Genomic DNA, 14,408 nt, shown 5'->3' on the forward strand with positions numbered 1-14,408 from the left:
GACCGGCGAGGCTCCCGTGCGCGGCGTGCAGACGCTGTCGATGGCGAAGGCCATCAACGCCGGCCTTCGCGAGGCGCTCCGCGCCGACGAGAAGGTGCTGCTCATGGGCGAGGACATCGGCCCGCTCGGCGGCGTCTTCCGCGTGACTGAAGGGCTCTCCGCCGAGTTCGGCGAGCAGCGCATCCTCGACACGCCGCTCGCCGAGTCGGCCATCGTCGGCACCGCGATCGGCCTCGCGATGCGCGGCTACCGCCCGGTCATCGAGATCCAGTTCGACGGCTTCATCTTCCCCGCGTTCGACCAGATCACCACCCAGCTCGCGCGCCAGACGGTGCGCCACGACGGCTCCCTCTCGATGCCCGTCGTGATCCGGGTGCCCTACGGCGGCCACATCGGCTCGATCGAGCACCATCAAGAGAGCCCCGAGGCGTACTTCGCGCACACCCCGGGCCTGCGCGTGGTGAGCCCGTCGAACCCGCACGACGCCTACTGGATGATCCAGGAGGCGATCCGCTCCGACGACCCAGTGCTGTTCTTCGAGCCGAAGAGCCGCTACTGGCCGAAGGGTCCGGTCGACCTCGACCACGCCGGCCTGCCGCTGCACGCGAGCCGCGTCATGCGCCAGGGCACCGATGTCACGGTGGTCGGCCACGGCGCGATGATCGCGACGCTGCTGCAGGCGGCCGACATCGCCGCCACCGAGGGGCGCAGCATCGAGGTCGTCGACCTCCGCTCGCTCTCCCCCATCGACTACGGGCCCCTGCTCGACTCGGTGCACCGCACCGGGCGCCTCGTCGTCGCCCAGGAGGCGTACGGCAACGTCTCGGTCGGCTCCGAGATCGCGGCGACGGTGGCCGAGCGGGCGTTCTACTCGCTCGAGGCGCCGGTGCTGCGCGTGTCGGGCTTCGACACGCCCTTCCCGCCTGCCGCGCTCGAGACCGAGTACCTGCCGAGTCCCGACCGAGTGCTCGAGGCGGTCGACCGAGCCCTGGCGTATTGATCTGGCGCGCGGCGCGCGGACATTGACATGACGATGACGGCATAGACCGACTGCGAGGGTAAAGAGTATGAGCGAGATCCGATTCCCCCTCCCCGATGTCGGCGAGGGCCTCACCGAGGCCGAGATCGTGCAGTGGCGTGTCGCACCGGGCGATCGCATCAGCCTCGACCAGGTCTTCGTCGAGATCGAGACCGCGAAGTCGCTCGTCGAACTGCCGAGCGCGTTCGAGGGCGTCGTCTCCGAACTGCTCGTCGAAGAGGGCAACACGGTCGACGTGGGCACGCCGATCCTGGTGATCCAGACGGATGCCGCGGGGCTCGCCTCCGACGCCCCTGCCGTGCCGGCCGCGCCCGCATCGGGCACGGCCGAGACGCCGTCCGCTCCCGCGGCTCCTGCCGCAGCGACTCCTGCCGCACCGGCGCCCGTCGCCGACGCCGTCGAGGAGAGCGGCGCGGTGCTCGTCGGGCACGGCAGCTCCGGTCCTGCGGCGACGCGTCGCCGGCGGCACGTCACGCCCGACGGGGCGCACGGGCGTCTCGCCGCCCCCACTCCCCCGCCTGCACCGGTGAGCACGGCTCCTGCGGCCGCAGCGAGTGCCGCGGCATCCGTCGCCGCCCCGTCGCGTCCGGCACCCCAGCTTCCGGTGATCGCGAAGCCGCCGATCCGCAAGCTCGCGAAGGACCTGGGAGTCGACCTCTCGCGCGTCGCACCCACCGGGCCGATCGGCGACATCACGCGCGACGACGTGATCCGCGAGGCGAGCCAGGCGAGCGTGTTCCGCAACATCCAGACGCCCGAGCGCCCCGAGGCCCGTGAGGAGCGCATCCCCGTCAAGGGCGTGCGCAAGGCGATCGCGAGCGCGATGGTGCAGAGCGCCTTCCAGGCGCCGCACGTCAGCGTCTTCGTCGACGTCGACGCGAGTCGCACGATGGAGTACCTCAAGCGACTGAAGGCCTCCCCCGACTACGCCGGGGTGCGCATCTCGCCGCTCCTCATCATGGCCAAGGCGATGATCTGGGCCGTGCGTCGAAACCCCACCGTCAACGCGCAGTGGACCGACACCGAGATCGTCGTCAAGAACTACGTGAACCTCGGCATCGCCGCGGCCACGCCGCGGGGCCTCATCGTGCCGAACGTCAAGGAGGCCCAGGCGATGACGATGGTCGAGCTCGCCACGGCGCTCGAGCAGCTCACGCTGACGGCGCGCGAGGGCAAGACGCAGCCCGCCGAGATGCAGAACGGCACGATCACGATCACGAACATCGGCGTCTTCGGCATGGACACCGGCACCCCGATCCTGAATCCGGGCGAGGTGGCGATCATCGCGCTCGGCACGATCAAGCAGAAGCCGTGGGTCGTCGACGGCGAGGTGCGACCGCGATTCGTCACGACGATCGGCGCCTCGTTCGACCACCGCGTGGTCGACGGCGACGTGGCCTCGCGATTCCTCGCCGATGTCGCGTCGATCATCGAGGAGCCGGCGCTGCTGCTCGAGTAGGCGTGGTCGGGTCTCGACGAGCTCGACCAACAGAGACCCTGCGGGTTGAGCCTGTCGAAACCTCCGTACGAGGTTACAGGTGCAGGTCGTACGTGATCGCCTCTGCCGTGCGCGACGACTGCGCGAATCCGGCGCCCTCGAGCGCGCGCCGAGCGGGCAGGTTCGGCACCTCGGCCTCGGCGCGGAGGATCACGACGCCGGCGCTTCGAGCGAGCTCGACGACGGCGGCGACGGTGTGCGTCGACAGGCCCTGGCCGCGCACCGCGGGCACGAGGCCGAATGCGAACTCGACGGCTCCGTCGTCGCCGGGCGGACCGAACAGGTTCACTCCCCCGATGGCCGGGCCGTCTTCGCCTCGACGAACGAGGTAGGGGCCGAAGGGCGTCGGATCGCCGTTCTGTTGCACCGTGCGGAGGTACTCGGCGAGCAGCTCGGGCTCGTCGGTGAAGGCGTAGGCGCCTTCCCATCCGTCGTGGGGGTCCACCTCGCCCGAGAGCACGCGCTCGGCATCGGCGACGGTGAACGGATGCAACGTGAGAGGAGCTGTCGTCGTATCCACGTGCTTCACTCTCGCACGTCGGTGCGACACTCGCCAGACCTGTCCACAGGATGACTCGGGAATGCGGGGATCGCGCGCCGATGTTCACTCACTGTGTCCGAATCGGTCGCTTCATGGTTTTGACAATCATTATCAATAAGACCTACGGTGGAAACATGACCACTCGAACCAGTGCCTTCCGTCGACTGCCCGCGACCCTCGCCGGCGGCGCGGTGCTGGCCGTGTCGGCCGTGGCGCTCGCGGGGTGCACGGCACCCGCGGCATCCGGTGCCTCTGGTGACGGCCCCGAGATCGTGGCGACGACGACCCAGGTCGGCGACTTCGCCCGCGAACTCGTCGGCGACGGCGCCGCAGTCACCCAGCTCCTCTCCCCCGGCCAGAGCGCCCACAGCTTCGACCCCTCGGCGGCGCAGCTGCTCGCACTCTCGCGGGCCGACGCCCTCGTCGTCAACGGCGGCGGGCTCGAGAGTTGGCTCGACGACGCGGTGCAGGCCTCAGGGTTCGACGGCGTGCTCATCGACGCGAGCACCGGCATCGAGCTCCACGGCACCGACGACCACGACGGCGAGGCGCACGACGAAGCCGATGCGCACGACGAAGCCGATGCGCACGACGAAGCCGATGTCCACGACGAAGCCGAGGCGACGGATGCCGCGGAGGACGACCACGCCGAGCACGACGAGGCCGACCACGACCACGGCGCGGGCAATCCCCACATCTGGACCGACCCCGAGCTCGCCGAGCACATGGTCGAGAACATCGCCGACGGGCTCGCGGAGGTGCCGGGCGTCGATGCCGCCGCCATCGCGCAGAACGAGACCGACTACCTGGCGAAGCTCGACGCGCTCGACGAGTGGATCAGCGAGAACGTCGAGACCGTGCCGGTCGCCGAACGGCTGCTCGTGACGAACCACGACGCGTTCACCTACTTCATCGACGCCTACGACGTCACGTTCGTCGGCAGCGTCATCCCGAGCTTCGACGACAACGCCGAGCCGAGCGCGGCCGAGATCGACGCCCTCGTCGACCGCATCCGGGCGACCGGCGCCACGGCCGTGTTCTCCGAGGCCTCCATCTCGCCGAAGGCCGCCGAGACCATCGCCGCCGAGGCCGGCGTCACGGTGTACTCGGGCCCCGATGCGCTGTACGGCGACTCGCTCGGCGTCGAGGGCAGCGAGGGTGCCACGTACCTCGGCAGCCAGCTGCACAATGCGCGACTGATCCTCGAATCGTGGGGCGTCACGCCTACCGCGCTGCCCGAGGCACTGCAAGGATGACAGCCATGAACGACTCCCCCGTGCTGCGCCTTCGCGGCGCCGCGTTCACCCACCCCGGAGGCACGGGAGTCAGCGGACTCGACCTCGACATCGCGCCCGGTGAGGCCGTCGCGCTCATCGGTCCGAACGGTGCGGGCAAGTCGACCCTGCTGAAGGGCGTGCTCGGTCTCGTGCCGCGCACGGCCGGCACGATCGAGTTCGGTGCGCGCACGCCGGATGCCGCCGCCGAACAATCGCATGCCGCAAGCGGCATGGTCGGATTCCTGCCGCAGTCGGCCGACCTCGACCCCGACTTCCCGATCAGTGTCGAGCAGGTCGTGATGCAGGGTCGCTACCGCGGACTCGGGCTCCTCCGCTGGCCCGGCCGTGCCGATCGGGCCGCCGTGCGCGACGCGCTCGAGACGGTCGGCCTCGCCGAGCTCGCGAAGCGGCCGTTCGGCGAGCTCTCGGGCGGGCAGCGCCAGCGGGGGCTCCTCGCCCGAGCACTGGCCTCCGATCCTCGCCTGCTGCTGCTCGACGAGCCCTTCAACGGCCTCGATCAGCCCAATCGCGACGCGCTCGTCGACACCCTGCGCGCGCTCAAGTCCCGCGGCGTCGCCGTGCTCGTCTCGACGCACGACCTCGATCTCGCACGTCGAGTGTGCGACTCGGTTGTGCTCGTCAACCGCACGCAGCTCGCGAGCGGTCCGGTCGACGACGTGCTCACGCTCGGCAACGTACAGGAATGCTTCGAGGGCGTCGAGGTCGAGATCGACGAGCACACCCTCGTCGTTCCCGGGCACGAGGGCCACTGAATGCCGACCGCGACATACATCGGTTCGAGGCGGCCGGGCGGTGACGGATGCCACTGACCGACGCACTGTTCGGCGCGTTCGCCATCCCCTTCATGGGGCGGGCGCTCCTCGTCATGCTCGTGCTCGCGGTCGTCGCCGGGTTCGTCGGCGTGCTGGTGAACCTCAGGGGGCTCGAGTTCATCAGCGACGGCCTGACCCACGCCGTCTTCCCGGGGCTCGCGATCGGGCTCGCCGTGGGCGGCAGCGCCGGCCTCCTGCCCGGTGCCGCGATCGCCGCTCTCGCCGGCGCGCTCGCGCTGACCTGGCTCGACCGCGCGGGCATCACGTCCGACGCGGCGATCGCGATCGTGCTGACGGCGACCTTCAGCGTCGGCGTCATCGTGGTCTCCCGCAGCGACGACTACGCCGGCGAGCTCGAGGCGCTGCTCTTCGGCCGTGTGCTGACGATCCCGCCCGACGAGGTGCTCCCGCTCGTCGCCGTGAGCCTCATCGCGCTCGTCATGGTGCTGGTCACCCTGAAGCAGCAGCTGTACCGGGCGTTCGACGCGAAGGGGAGCCGCGCCGCCGGTGACTCTGCGCTCGTGCTCGACCTCGTGCTCAACTCGGCGATCGCGCTGGTCGTCGTGGCCGCGGCGAGCACGATCGGCACGCTCCTCGTGCTCGCACTCCTCATCGTTCCCGGCGCGGTGTCGCGACTCGCCACAGCACGGCTGTGGTGGCTCTTCCCCGCGGCAGCGGTCTTCGCGGCCGTCGCGGCGTGGCTCGGCCTGGCCCTCGGGTTCGCGATCTCGGTCGGCGCCGGCGTCGACGTGCCGGCGGGCAGCACGGTCGTGGCCGTCTTCGTCGTCGGCTACGCGCTCGTGCTGCTCGTCGCCTCGATGTTCGGCCGGAGCCGCCGGGCGAGACGGGCGGCGGGTCCCGCCACGCGGTCTTCCTCGCCTGCCGCTCCGCGACCGGAGGTCGGGGTGGCCGAGGCTCGACCGGCGGGGGAGGGGCACTGATGGGGTACTTCGAACGAGCGCTCATCGCCGCGATCATCATCGGCGCAGGCGCCGGGCTCGTCGGCAGCCTCGTGGTCGTGCGGCGCCGCACCTTCTTCGCGCAGGCGCTGACGCACGGCACCTACCCCGGCGCCGTGGCGGCGGCCGCCCTCGGCGTGAGCGTGCCCGCGGGCGCGGCCGTGGCATCCGTCCTGCTCGTCGCGGTCATGGCGGGCATCGCCCGCGTGCGTCGCCAGGGGGCGCAGGTCGCGGCCGGCATCGTGCTGACCGGAGGGTTCGCTGCCGGTGCGCTGCTTCAGGCACTGATCCCCGGGCTGCCCGTGCGCGCCGAATCCCTGCTCATGGGCTCGATCCTCACAGTGAGCGACGGAGACATTCTGCTCGCGGCATGTGTCGGCATCGTCGCGGTGCTCTGCATCTCGCTGTTCGGCAAGGAGATCGCGTTCTCGACGTTCGATCCGCATGGGTTCCGCGCCGCCGGATACCGGGAGTGGCCGATCGAACTGCTCGTGCTCGGCCTCACGGCGGCGTCGGTCGTCAGCTCGCTTCCCGCGGTCGGTGCCATCCTCGCGATCGCGCTCATCGCCGCGCCGGCGGCGGCCGCCCGACTCATGGTGCGCTCGTTCCGGGGCCTGCTCTTCGCCGCCCCGGTGATCGGCGCGGCGGCGGGCGTGCTGGGCGTCATCTCCTCGCGGATGTTCGAGATCGCGGCCGGCCCCGCGATCGCACTCGCTGCAACGGCCTTCTTCCTGCTCGCACTGGGGATCTCCAAGCTTCGCGCGCTACCGTTGAACCGAGTCTCCATACCGGTGGAGACCGCGGAGGACGCACGGATCGCATGAAGCGCAACACCTGGCAGCGAGAAGCCGTTCGCGAAGCACTCGACGGCACCGAGGGGTTCATCAGCGCGCAGGCGCTGCACTCGACCCTCCATTCGAGCGGTTCCCCGATCGGGCTCGCGACCGTCTACCGTGCGCTCGGCGATCTCGCGTCGAGCGGCGAAGCCGATTCGCTGCAGTCGCCCGACGGCGAAGCGCTCTATCGGGCGTGCAGCACGACCGGGCACCACCATCACCTCATCTGCCGCAACTGCGGGCTGACCGTCGAGATCGCCGCCGACGAGGTCGAGGCGTGGGCGAAGACGGTCGCTGCCGAGCACGGATTCACCGGCGCGGCGCACGTCGTCGACGTCTTCGGCCTGTGCGCCAACTGCACGAAGCTGCAGGCGGCGGGGGAGTAGCGCCGACGCTTCGTGTGAAAACCCAGATCAGGGTGGATTTCACACGGCACGATTTGGGTTGCATGGACGACCTCGATACGGTGGACACGGTCCTGCAAGACCGAATCGCCCAGTCCGCGCTTCTGCATTCCGAAAACGGCATGCAGAATCGTATGGTTCGGCGGCGTGGCACCCGGCCCCGATGGCCGGTTGCATGGAAGTCCTGTTTCGCCCTGCATCAGACCGGGGCTTGAGTCCAGACATCCGGATCGCCGTCAACCCGGCCGTGACCCACGAGTCAGCCCTTCCCGATTCCTGACCGCGCACGTCCAACGTGCGCGGCGTTCGGCGTGCGCTCCGGGAGCCTGTCCATGTCCGAAACACCAGCACGCGAGGCCGAATCGCCGGCGCTCTCGGTTCGTCGCCTCACCAAGTTCTTCGGGCGCAAGCCCAGGGAGGCGCTCGATCGCCTTCGCGCCGGGGCCGGTCGTGCCGAGCTCGCATCGCTCGGCACCGCCGCGGTCATCGACGCCGACTTCGACGTGCGGAGCGGCGAGATCTTCGTCGTCATGGGACTCTCGGGCTCGGGCAAGTCGACGCTCATCCGCACCCTGAACGGCCTGCTCGAACCGACCGACGGCACCGTCACGGTGATGGGGGAGACCATCACGGGGATGTCGCCGAAGCGGCTCCGCGAGGTGCGCCGCCGCCACGTCTCCATGGTCTTCCAGCACTTCGCGCTGCTGCCGCACCGCAGCGTGCTCGAGAATGCGGCGTACGGCCTCGAGATCCAGGGCGTCCCCGCCGCCGAACGGCGTGCACGCGCCGAGCACATCCTCGAGCGCGTCGGCCTCGGCGGCTGGGGCGACAAGATGCCCTCCGAGCTGTCGGGCGGCATGCAGCAGCGCGTCGGGCTCGCTCGGGCGCTCGCGTCGGACACCGACATCCTGCTCATGGACGAGGCGTTCTCGGCGCTCGATCCGCTCATCCGCAGGGAGATGCAGGAGCAGCTCGTCGAGCTGCAGCAGGAGCTCGGCAAGACGATCGTCTTCATCACCCACGACCTCAACGAGGCGATGTTCCTCGGCGACCGGATCGCGGTCATGCGCGACGGCCGCATCGTGCAGCTCGGCACCGCCGAGGAGATCCTCACCGACCCCGCCGACGACTACGTGGCCCAGTTCGTGCAGGACGTCGACCGCTCGCGCGTGCTCACCGCCGGCAACGTGATGGAGGCGCCGCGCGCCGTCGTCACCGCCTCGGCGGGCCCGCGCGCAGCACTTCGGGCGATGCGCGACCTGCAGACCTCGATGGTCTTCGTGGTCGGCAGCGGCCGGCGCCTCCTCGGCGTCGTGCACGACCGCGACGTGCTGCGCCTCGTGCAGCGCGGCGAGCGGTCCCTCGAGCCGGCGATCAGCGACGACCACCCCGTCGTCGCCGCCGACGAGCACCTCTCCGAACTCTTCGAGAGCGCCGTCGAGAGCCAACTGCCGCTCGCCGTCGTCGATGAACAGGGACGCCTGCTCGGCGCCGTGCCCCGCGTCACCCTGCTCGCCGCGCTCGGCAACGTCTCGTCGAACACGGGGGAGCACGCCGTCATCGAGACGCCCGCGACGATCCCGGTCGACGTGATCACCGCGACGCTGCACCGCACGGCACGGCCCGACACCGCGATCGCCGACGCGGCCGACGCCAGCGCCGTGGCGGCAGCAGCGGCGGAAGCCGTCGACATCCGCGCCGAAGCCACGCGAGCGGATGCCGCGGGGGAGAGGAGCCCGGCATGAACGACTTCCGACTTCCGCTCGGCGACTGGGCCGACGCCGTCATCGACTTCATCACCGACGTCTTCGGCGGGTTCTTCACCGTCGTGCGGAACATCTTCGCCGGCTTCTACGACGTCGTCGACTTCGTGCTGCAGACCCCGCCCTTCTGGATCGTCATCCTCGTGCTGGCGGCCGTCGCCTGGCTCGCGAAGGGCTGGAAGCTCGCCATCGGCACGGCGCTCGGCCTGCTCGTGATCGTCGGCGTCGACCAGTGGGACAACGCCATGTCGACGCTCGCCCTCGTGCTCGTCGCCTCGCTCATCGCCGTGGTGATCTCGGTGCCGCTCGGCGTGCTCGCCGCCCGCTCCGATGTCGCCTCGAAGATCATTCGGCCGATCCTGGACTTCATGCAGACGATGCCGGCCATGGTCTACCTGATCCCGGCGCTGATCCTCTTCCGGGTCGGGGTCGTGCCGGGCATCGTCGCGACGATCATCTTCGCGATGGCGCCCGGCGTCAGGCTCACCGAGCTCGGCATCCGCGGGGTCGACAAGGAGGTCGTCGAGGCCGGCCAGGCCTTCGGCTCCTCGCCGTGGCGCATCCTCCGCCAGATCCAGCTGCCGCTCGCGATGCCGAGCATCATGGCCGGCGTCAACCAGGTCATCATGCTCTCGCTCTCGATGGTCGTCATCGCCGGCATGGTCGGCGCCGGCGGACTCGGCGGAGAGGTCGTGCAGTCGCTCACCCGCATCGACGTGGGCCTCGGCTTCGAAGCCGGACTCTCGGTCGTGATCCTCGCGATCATCCTCGACCGGGTCACCGGCGCGCTCGGCACGCCGCGGAAGCCCGGCGCACCGCGCAAGCAGGCGCCGTCGACGGATGCCTCGGAGCCGCTCGGCCCCGAGGCGGAACGCCTGCCCGCGGCATCCGCCACCGCCTGACCCGCCGCGAACGTTCGTCGCGCGGACTCGCGCGACGCTCCCCAACACCCGTGCCACAGCACACGGGAGGAAAGGAACACATGAAGAAGCGCATGCTCACCGGAGCACTTGCACTCGGAGCGGTCTCCGCTCTGGCACTCAGCGGCTGCGCCGCCGGCGCCGAAGCCGAGACCCTCGAGAACGGCGACCAGAAGGACGTCACCATCGCCGTGTTCAACGGCTGGGACGAGGGAGTCGCCGCGAGCGAGCTCTGGAAGGCCGTGCTCACCGAGCAGGGGTACGACGTGACGCTCGAGTACGCCGACCCCGCGCCCGTCTACACCGGTCTCACGACCGACGACTACGACGTGACCCTCGACACGTGGCTGCCGATCACCCACGCCGACTACATCGAGCAGTACGGCGACGACCTCGTCGACCTCGGCGCATGGAATGAGGACGCCAAGCTCACCATCGCGGTGAACGAGGACGCCCCGATCGACTCCCTCGAGGAGCTCGCCGCGAACGCCGATCTCTTCGGCAACCAGCTCGTCGGCATCGAGCCGGGCTCGGGCCTGAACCGGGTCACGACCGATGAGGTCATCCCGACGTACGGCCTCGACTCGATGGATTACGTGACGAGCTCCACGCCCGCGATGCTCGCCGAGCTGACGGCGGCCACGAAGAACGGCGAGAACATCGCCGTGACGCTCTGGCGCCCGCACTGGGCCTACGACGCGTTCCCGCTGAAGGACCTCGAGGATCCCGAGGGCACGCTCGGCGATGCCGAGGGCATCCACTCCTTCGGCGGCAAGAGCTTCGAGGAGAACTACCCGACTCTCGCCGGCTGGCTGAAGGACTTCCAGATGGATTCGGAGCTGCTCTTCTCGCTCGAGAACGCCATGTTCAACAGCGACGCCGACTCCGACGACTACGCGCCGGTCGTCGAGCAGTGGATCGCCGACAACCGCGACTACGTCGACACGCTGACGAAGTAGCTCGAGAGCGCCACGCGAACAGGCGGGTGAACAGAAGGGGCGGATGCCGCAGCATCCGCCCCCGCTGTTTCACCCGCCTTCGTCGTGCAGCGAGTGCAGCTAGCCCGCCGGCGGCGCCCCACCGGCCGCGGCCCCCGGTGTCGCCGGAGCATCCGCCGCGTTCGCGGCGGCGGGCGGATTCACGAGCACGTCGTCGAACGTCGACTTCTCGTCTGCGGTGCGCTGGTCCCATGACGGTTTCCGCGCTGCATAGAAGATGAGCGGGGGCACGCCCAGCGCGAGCACGACCACTCCGACGAGCACGGGATAGGTCCAACCGGGAGCACCGCCGCCGAAGCCCTCGGGCGGGATGAAGCCGAGGATGAACGCCGCCAGACAGGCGACGAACCCGATGGTCGCGACCACGTACATCGCAGGCACCCGGTAGGTGCGCACGACGTGCGGCTGCTTCGCCCGCAGCCGCATGGCCGCGGCGAACATCATCATGTACATGATGAGGTAGAGCGCCGCCGCCATGTCGACGAGCAGGATGAACGCCGTGTTGATGTTCGGCACGAAGAGGAACAACGACGCGAGCAGCGTCACGACGATGCCCTGCACGGTGAGGATGCCGACCTGCACGCCCGCCTTGTTGCGCTTCTGGAGGAACACCGGGAGGTACCCGCTGCGCGCAGCCGCGAGGAGGCCGCGTGACGGACCCGCGATCCAGGTCACGACCGAGGCGAACGCGCCGAGCGCGATGAGCAGCGACAGCACCGGCGTGAGCCACGACACCCCGAAGGCGTCGAAGTAGGCCTGGAAGGCGAGGTTGATGCCGGTCGTGAGCCCGAGCTTGTCGGACGGCACGACCAGGCCGATCGCGATCGTCGGAATGATGAAGATGCCGAGGATCAGGATCGACGCGATGAGCACCGTCCTCGGGTACTCCTTGCCCGGGTTCTTCAGGTCGTTCGCGTGCACCGCGTTGACCTCCATGCCGGCGTACGCGAGCACGTTCGACACGATGAGCACGATCGAGGCGAGCCCCGTGAACGGCGGGATGACCGATGCCGCCGTCAGCGGGATCTGGCTGGTCTGGCCGGTGGACACCCAGATGATGCCGAAGATGATCAGCAGCAGGCCCGGGAAGATCGTTCCGGCGAGTCCGCTCCATGAGCCGACCTTGGCGAAGAGGTTGCCGCCCTTCAGGGTGATGAACGTCGAGAACCAGTACAGCACCAGGATCACGATCGCCGTGTAGAGCCCCGAGTTCGCGAGGTTCGGATCGAGGAACACGAACGCGAGCGACGCCGCGATGAATGCGATCTGGGTCGGGTACCAGACGACGTTCTGCACCCACTGCAGCCAGATCGCCTGGAATCCCCACTTGCCGCCGAACGCCTCGCGCACCCACGTGAACACGCCGCCCTTCCACCCGGTCGCGAGCTCCGCCGCGACGAGCGCCGTCGGCACGAGGAAGAAGATCGCGGGGATGATGAACAGCGTGATCGACCCGAGTCCGTAGCCGGCCATGGCGGGCAGGCTCCGCAGGGAGGCGACCGCGACGACGGTCAGGATCGCCAGCTGCATGAGCGACATGAACTTCTGCGAGGTCACGCCCGGTGCGCCGATCGCCGGCTTGTGCGGGACCGTGTCGAACGGATGCGCCTTCACATGCCCGGGCGACGGCGCGACGGTGCCGTCAGCGCGTTTGGGCGCTGCCGACCCGGCCGGGCTGCTTCCCCGCTCGGTGATGTCGGTCATGAGTCACCTCAGTGCGTGAAGGAGGACACTTGGCCCTCGATCGGCATGGGCGACTCGAGGGCATCGAGGAACTCGGTGGCCTCCTGGATGTCGAGGAGCAGCGACTCGGCGAGGTTCCGGCTCAGTCCGTTGCGGACGACGATGCGCTGCACGACGAGGTCCGAGATGTCGTCGGGCATCGGGTACGCGGGGATGAGCCAGCCCTTCAGGCGCAGACGCTCCGAGAGGTGGTACAGGTTCCAGTTCTCGGTGTGGCCCTTCTTGAGCTGCCACGCGAAGACCGGGATGTCGGTGCCGTCGTTCCAGAGTTCGAACGCGTCCATCTTCGCGATCTCGCCCGAGAGGTACACCGCGACATCCTGCGACGCCTGCTGCACCTTGCGGTAGCCGTCCCAGCCGAGGCGGAGGAAGAGGTAGTACTGCAGCAGGACCTGCGCGCCCGGTCGAGAGAAGTTGAGCGCGAAGCTGGGCATGTGGCCGCCGAGGTAGGTGACATCGAATACGAGGTCCTTCGGCAGGTCATCGACCGTGCGCCAGACCACCCACCCGAGTCCCGGGTAGACGAGCCCGTACTTGTGGGCGGAGGTGCTGATCGACACGACCCGGTCGACGCGGAAGTCCCACTCGAGATCGGGCTGGAGGAACGGGGCGACCATGCCCCCGGAAGCCCCGTCGACGTGGATCTTCACATCGAGCCCGGTCTTCTCCTGGATCGCGTCGAGTGCCTTCGAGATCTGGGCGACCGGCTCGTACATGCCGGTGTAGGTCACGCCCATGATCGCGACCACGCCGATCGTGTTCTCATCGACGTACTTGTCGAGGTCGTGGCCGTCGAGCACCTTGTGCTCGTCGCTGATCGGCACGTAGCGCGCTTCCACGTCCCAGTAGTTGCAGAACTTCTCCCAGCACACCTGCACCGCGCTCGAGAGGATGAGGTTCGGCTTCTCGGTCGACTTGCCCTCGGCGCGGCGCCTCTGCTGCCAGCGGCGCTTCAGCGCGAGACCGCCGAGCATGCACGCCTCGGACGAACCGATGGTGGAGGTGCCGATCGCGCCCTCCGCGCTCGGCGCGTTCCAGAGGCTCGCGATCATCTTCCAGCATCGCGTCTCGATCGCGGCGGTCTGCGGGTACTCGTCCTTGTCGATCATGTTCTTGTCCGCGGTCTCCGCGTACAACTGGGTCGCGTGCGTATCCATCCACGTGCCGACGAACGTCGCCAGGTTCAGGCGTGCGTTCCCGTCGAGCATGGCTTCGTCGTGGACGATCTGGTATGCGGTCTCGGGCAGTGACTCGCCGTCGGGAATCCGGTCCAGCGGGAAGTCCGTCGCCTCGCCCTCCCGCGCGAAGATCGGGTTCAGCTGGTTGCGATCCCCGATTCCGGCGAACGCGTGTCGCGAACGATCCGGCGTGATCGGTTCGTTGCTGCCGCTGCCCGAATGGGATCGTGGCTTGAGATCGGTCATGGTGGTCCCCCCGCGTTCTGCTTCGTCGTGCATGAACATGGGCGCGTCTGAGACGGCAGAGTGGGTGTCGACCCCCAGAAGACGGCCCAAACTCCGAGTGTGGCCCCCCTCGGCGAGGGGCGTCAATAGTGCAGATCGAGTGAGACCGATACGACGGGGAACCGTCGGGCTGC

General features: G+C 69.3%; 13 protein-coding genes. 10 read left to right on the forward strand and 3 right to left on the reverse strand.

Features of this window, described 5'->3' with window-relative positions:
• Positions 1 to 40: 40 nt before the first annotated feature.
• Entirely contained in the window at positions 41 to 1,000 is a 960-nt protein-coding gene (locus tag JOE59_RS16205; RefSeq protein WP_239561171.1) for an alpha-ketoacid dehydrogenase subunit beta, read from the forward strand.
• Positions 1,001 to 1,067: 67 nt separating this feature from the next.
• A complete protein-coding gene (locus JOE59_RS16210) occupies positions 1,068 to 2,498 on the forward strand; it encodes a dihydrolipoamide acetyltransferase family protein (RefSeq protein ID WP_204462283.1) in 1,431 nt (476 codons plus the stop codon).
• Between the two features lie 73 nt (positions 2,499 to 2,571).
• Here the strand turns inward: JOE59_RS16210 and JOE59_RS16215 are convergent, their stop codons facing one another.
• Positions 2,572 to 3,057, reverse strand: coding sequence for a GNAT family N-acetyltransferase (locus tag JOE59_RS16215; RefSeq protein ID WP_204462284.1), 486 nt, complete (start codon positions 3,055 to 3,057; stop codon positions 2,572 to 2,574).
• 155 nt (positions 3,058 to 3,212) lie between these two features.
• On the opposite strand from JOE59_RS16215, the gene JOE59_RS16220 reads away from it, so the two are divergent.
• From JOE59_RS16220 to JOE59_RS16255, 8 genes are all read left to right on the forward strand, one after another.
• Complete coding sequence (locus tag JOE59_RS16220; protein WP_204462285.1) at positions 3,213 to 4,334, forward strand: metal ABC transporter substrate-binding protein; 1,122 nt, start codon at positions 3,213 to 3,215, stop codon at positions 4,332 to 4,334.
• 5 nt (positions 4,335 to 4,339) lie between these two features.
• Positions 4,340 to 5,128, forward strand: coding sequence for a metal ABC transporter ATP-binding protein (locus JOE59_RS16225; protein WP_204462286.1), 789 nt, complete (start codon positions 4,340 to 4,342; stop codon positions 5,126 to 5,128).
• A gap of 47 nt (positions 5,129 to 5,175) precedes the next feature.
• Entirely contained in the window at positions 5,176 to 6,129 is a 954-nt protein-coding gene (locus JOE59_RS16230; protein WP_204462287.1) for a metal ABC transporter permease, read from the forward strand.
• Complete coding sequence (locus tag JOE59_RS16235) at positions 6,129 to 6,971, forward strand: metal ABC transporter permease (RefSeq protein WP_204462288.1); 843 nt, start codon at positions 6,129 to 6,131, stop codon at positions 6,969 to 6,971. Before JOE59_RS16230 ends, JOE59_RS16235 begins: the two co-directional genes overlap by 1 nt.
• Positions 6,968 to 7,369, forward strand: coding sequence for a Fur family transcriptional regulator (locus JOE59_RS16240; RefSeq protein ID WP_074260409.1), 402 nt, complete (start codon positions 6,968 to 6,970; stop codon positions 7,367 to 7,369). The genes JOE59_RS16235 and JOE59_RS16240 overlap by 4 nt, the downstream gene beginning before the upstream one ends.
• A 350-nt stretch (positions 7,370 to 7,719) precedes the next feature.
• Positions 7,720 to 9,132 (forward strand): quaternary amine ABC transporter ATP-binding protein, encoded by a 1,413-nt coding sequence (locus JOE59_RS16245; RefSeq protein ID WP_204462289.1) that lies wholly within the window; start codon positions 7,720 to 7,722, stop codon positions 9,130 to 9,132.
• A complete protein-coding gene (locus JOE59_RS16250; protein ID WP_204462290.1) occupies positions 9,129 to 10,052 on the forward strand; it encodes an ABC transporter permease in 924 nt (307 codons plus the stop codon). The genes JOE59_RS16245 and JOE59_RS16250 overlap by 4 nt, the downstream gene beginning before the upstream one ends.
• An 80-nt stretch (positions 10,053 to 10,132) precedes the next feature.
• Positions 10,133 to 11,029: a glycine betaine ABC transporter substrate-binding protein gene (locus JOE59_RS16255; RefSeq protein ID WP_204462291.1), complete on the forward strand. Its 897-nt coding sequence runs from the start codon at positions 10,133 to 10,135 to the stop codon at positions 11,027 to 11,029.
• 99 nt (positions 11,030 to 11,128) lie between these two features.
• Here JOE59_RS16255 and gadC read toward each other — a convergent pair whose 3' ends face one another.
• Positions 11,129 to 12,772, reverse strand: coding sequence for a glutamate/gamma-aminobutyrate antiporter GadC (gene gadC, locus JOE59_RS16260; protein ID WP_204462293.1), 1,644 nt, complete (start codon positions 12,770 to 12,772; stop codon positions 11,129 to 11,131).
• 8 nt (positions 12,773 to 12,780) lie between these two features.
• Entirely contained in the window at positions 12,781 to 14,235 is a 1,455-nt protein-coding gene (gene gad / locus JOE59_RS16265; protein WP_204462294.1) for a glutamate decarboxylase, read from the reverse strand.
• Positions 14,236 to 14,408 lie beyond the last annotated feature (173 nt).

It is taken from the genome of Agromyces cerinus, from assembly GCF_016907835.1.
Classification (GTDB): Bacteria; Actinomycetota; Actinomycetes; order Actinomycetales; family Microbacteriaceae; genus Agromyces; species Agromyces nitratus.

Bases quoted from the DNA above. Each gene is read 5' to 3' on its own strand.
- JOE59_RS16220 (WP_204462285.1), top strand. From the start codon at position 3,213: ATGACCACTCGAACCAGTGCCTTCCGTCGACTGCCCGCGACCCTCGCC.
- JOE59_RS16230 (WP_204462287.1), top strand. From the start codon at position 5,176: ATGCCACTGACCGACGCACTGTTCGGCGCGTTCGCCATCCCCTTCATG.
- JOE59_RS16235 (WP_204462288.1), top strand. From the start codon at position 6,129: ATGGGGTACTTCGAACGAGCGCTCATCGCCGCGATCATCATCGGCGCA.
- JOE59_RS16210 (WP_204462283.1), top strand. From the start codon at position 1,068: ATGAGCGAGATCCGATTCCCCCTCCCCGATGTCGGCGAGGGCCTCACC.
- gadC (WP_204462293.1), bottom strand. From the start codon at position 12,772: ATGACCGACATCACCGAGCGGGGAAGCAGCCCGGCCGGGTCGGCAGCG.
- JOE59_RS16205 (WP_239561171.1), top strand. From the start codon at position 41: ATGGCGAAGGCCATCAACGCCGGCCTTCGCGAGGCGCTCCGCGCCGAC.
- JOE59_RS16225 (WP_204462286.1), top strand. From the start codon at position 4,340: ATGAACGACTCCCCCGTGCTGCGCCTTCGCGGCGCCGCGTTCACCCAC.
- JOE59_RS16250 (WP_204462290.1), top strand. From the start codon at position 9,129: ATGAACGACTTCCGACTTCCGCTCGGCGACTGGGCCGACGCCGTCATC.
- JOE59_RS16240 (WP_074260409.1), top strand. From the start codon at position 6,968: ATGAAGCGCAACACCTGGCAGCGAGAAGCCGTTCGCGAAGCACTCGAC.
- JOE59_RS16255 (WP_204462291.1), top strand. From the start codon at position 10,133: ATGAAGAAGCGCATGCTCACCGGAGCACTTGCACTCGGAGCGGTCTCC.
- JOE59_RS16245 (WP_204462289.1), top strand. From the start codon at position 7,720: ATGTCCGAAACACCAGCACGCGAGGCCGAATCGCCGGCGCTCTCGGTT.
- gad (WP_204462294.1), bottom strand. From the start codon at position 14,235: ATGACCGATCTCAAGCCACGATCCCATTCGGGCAGCGGCAGCAACGAA.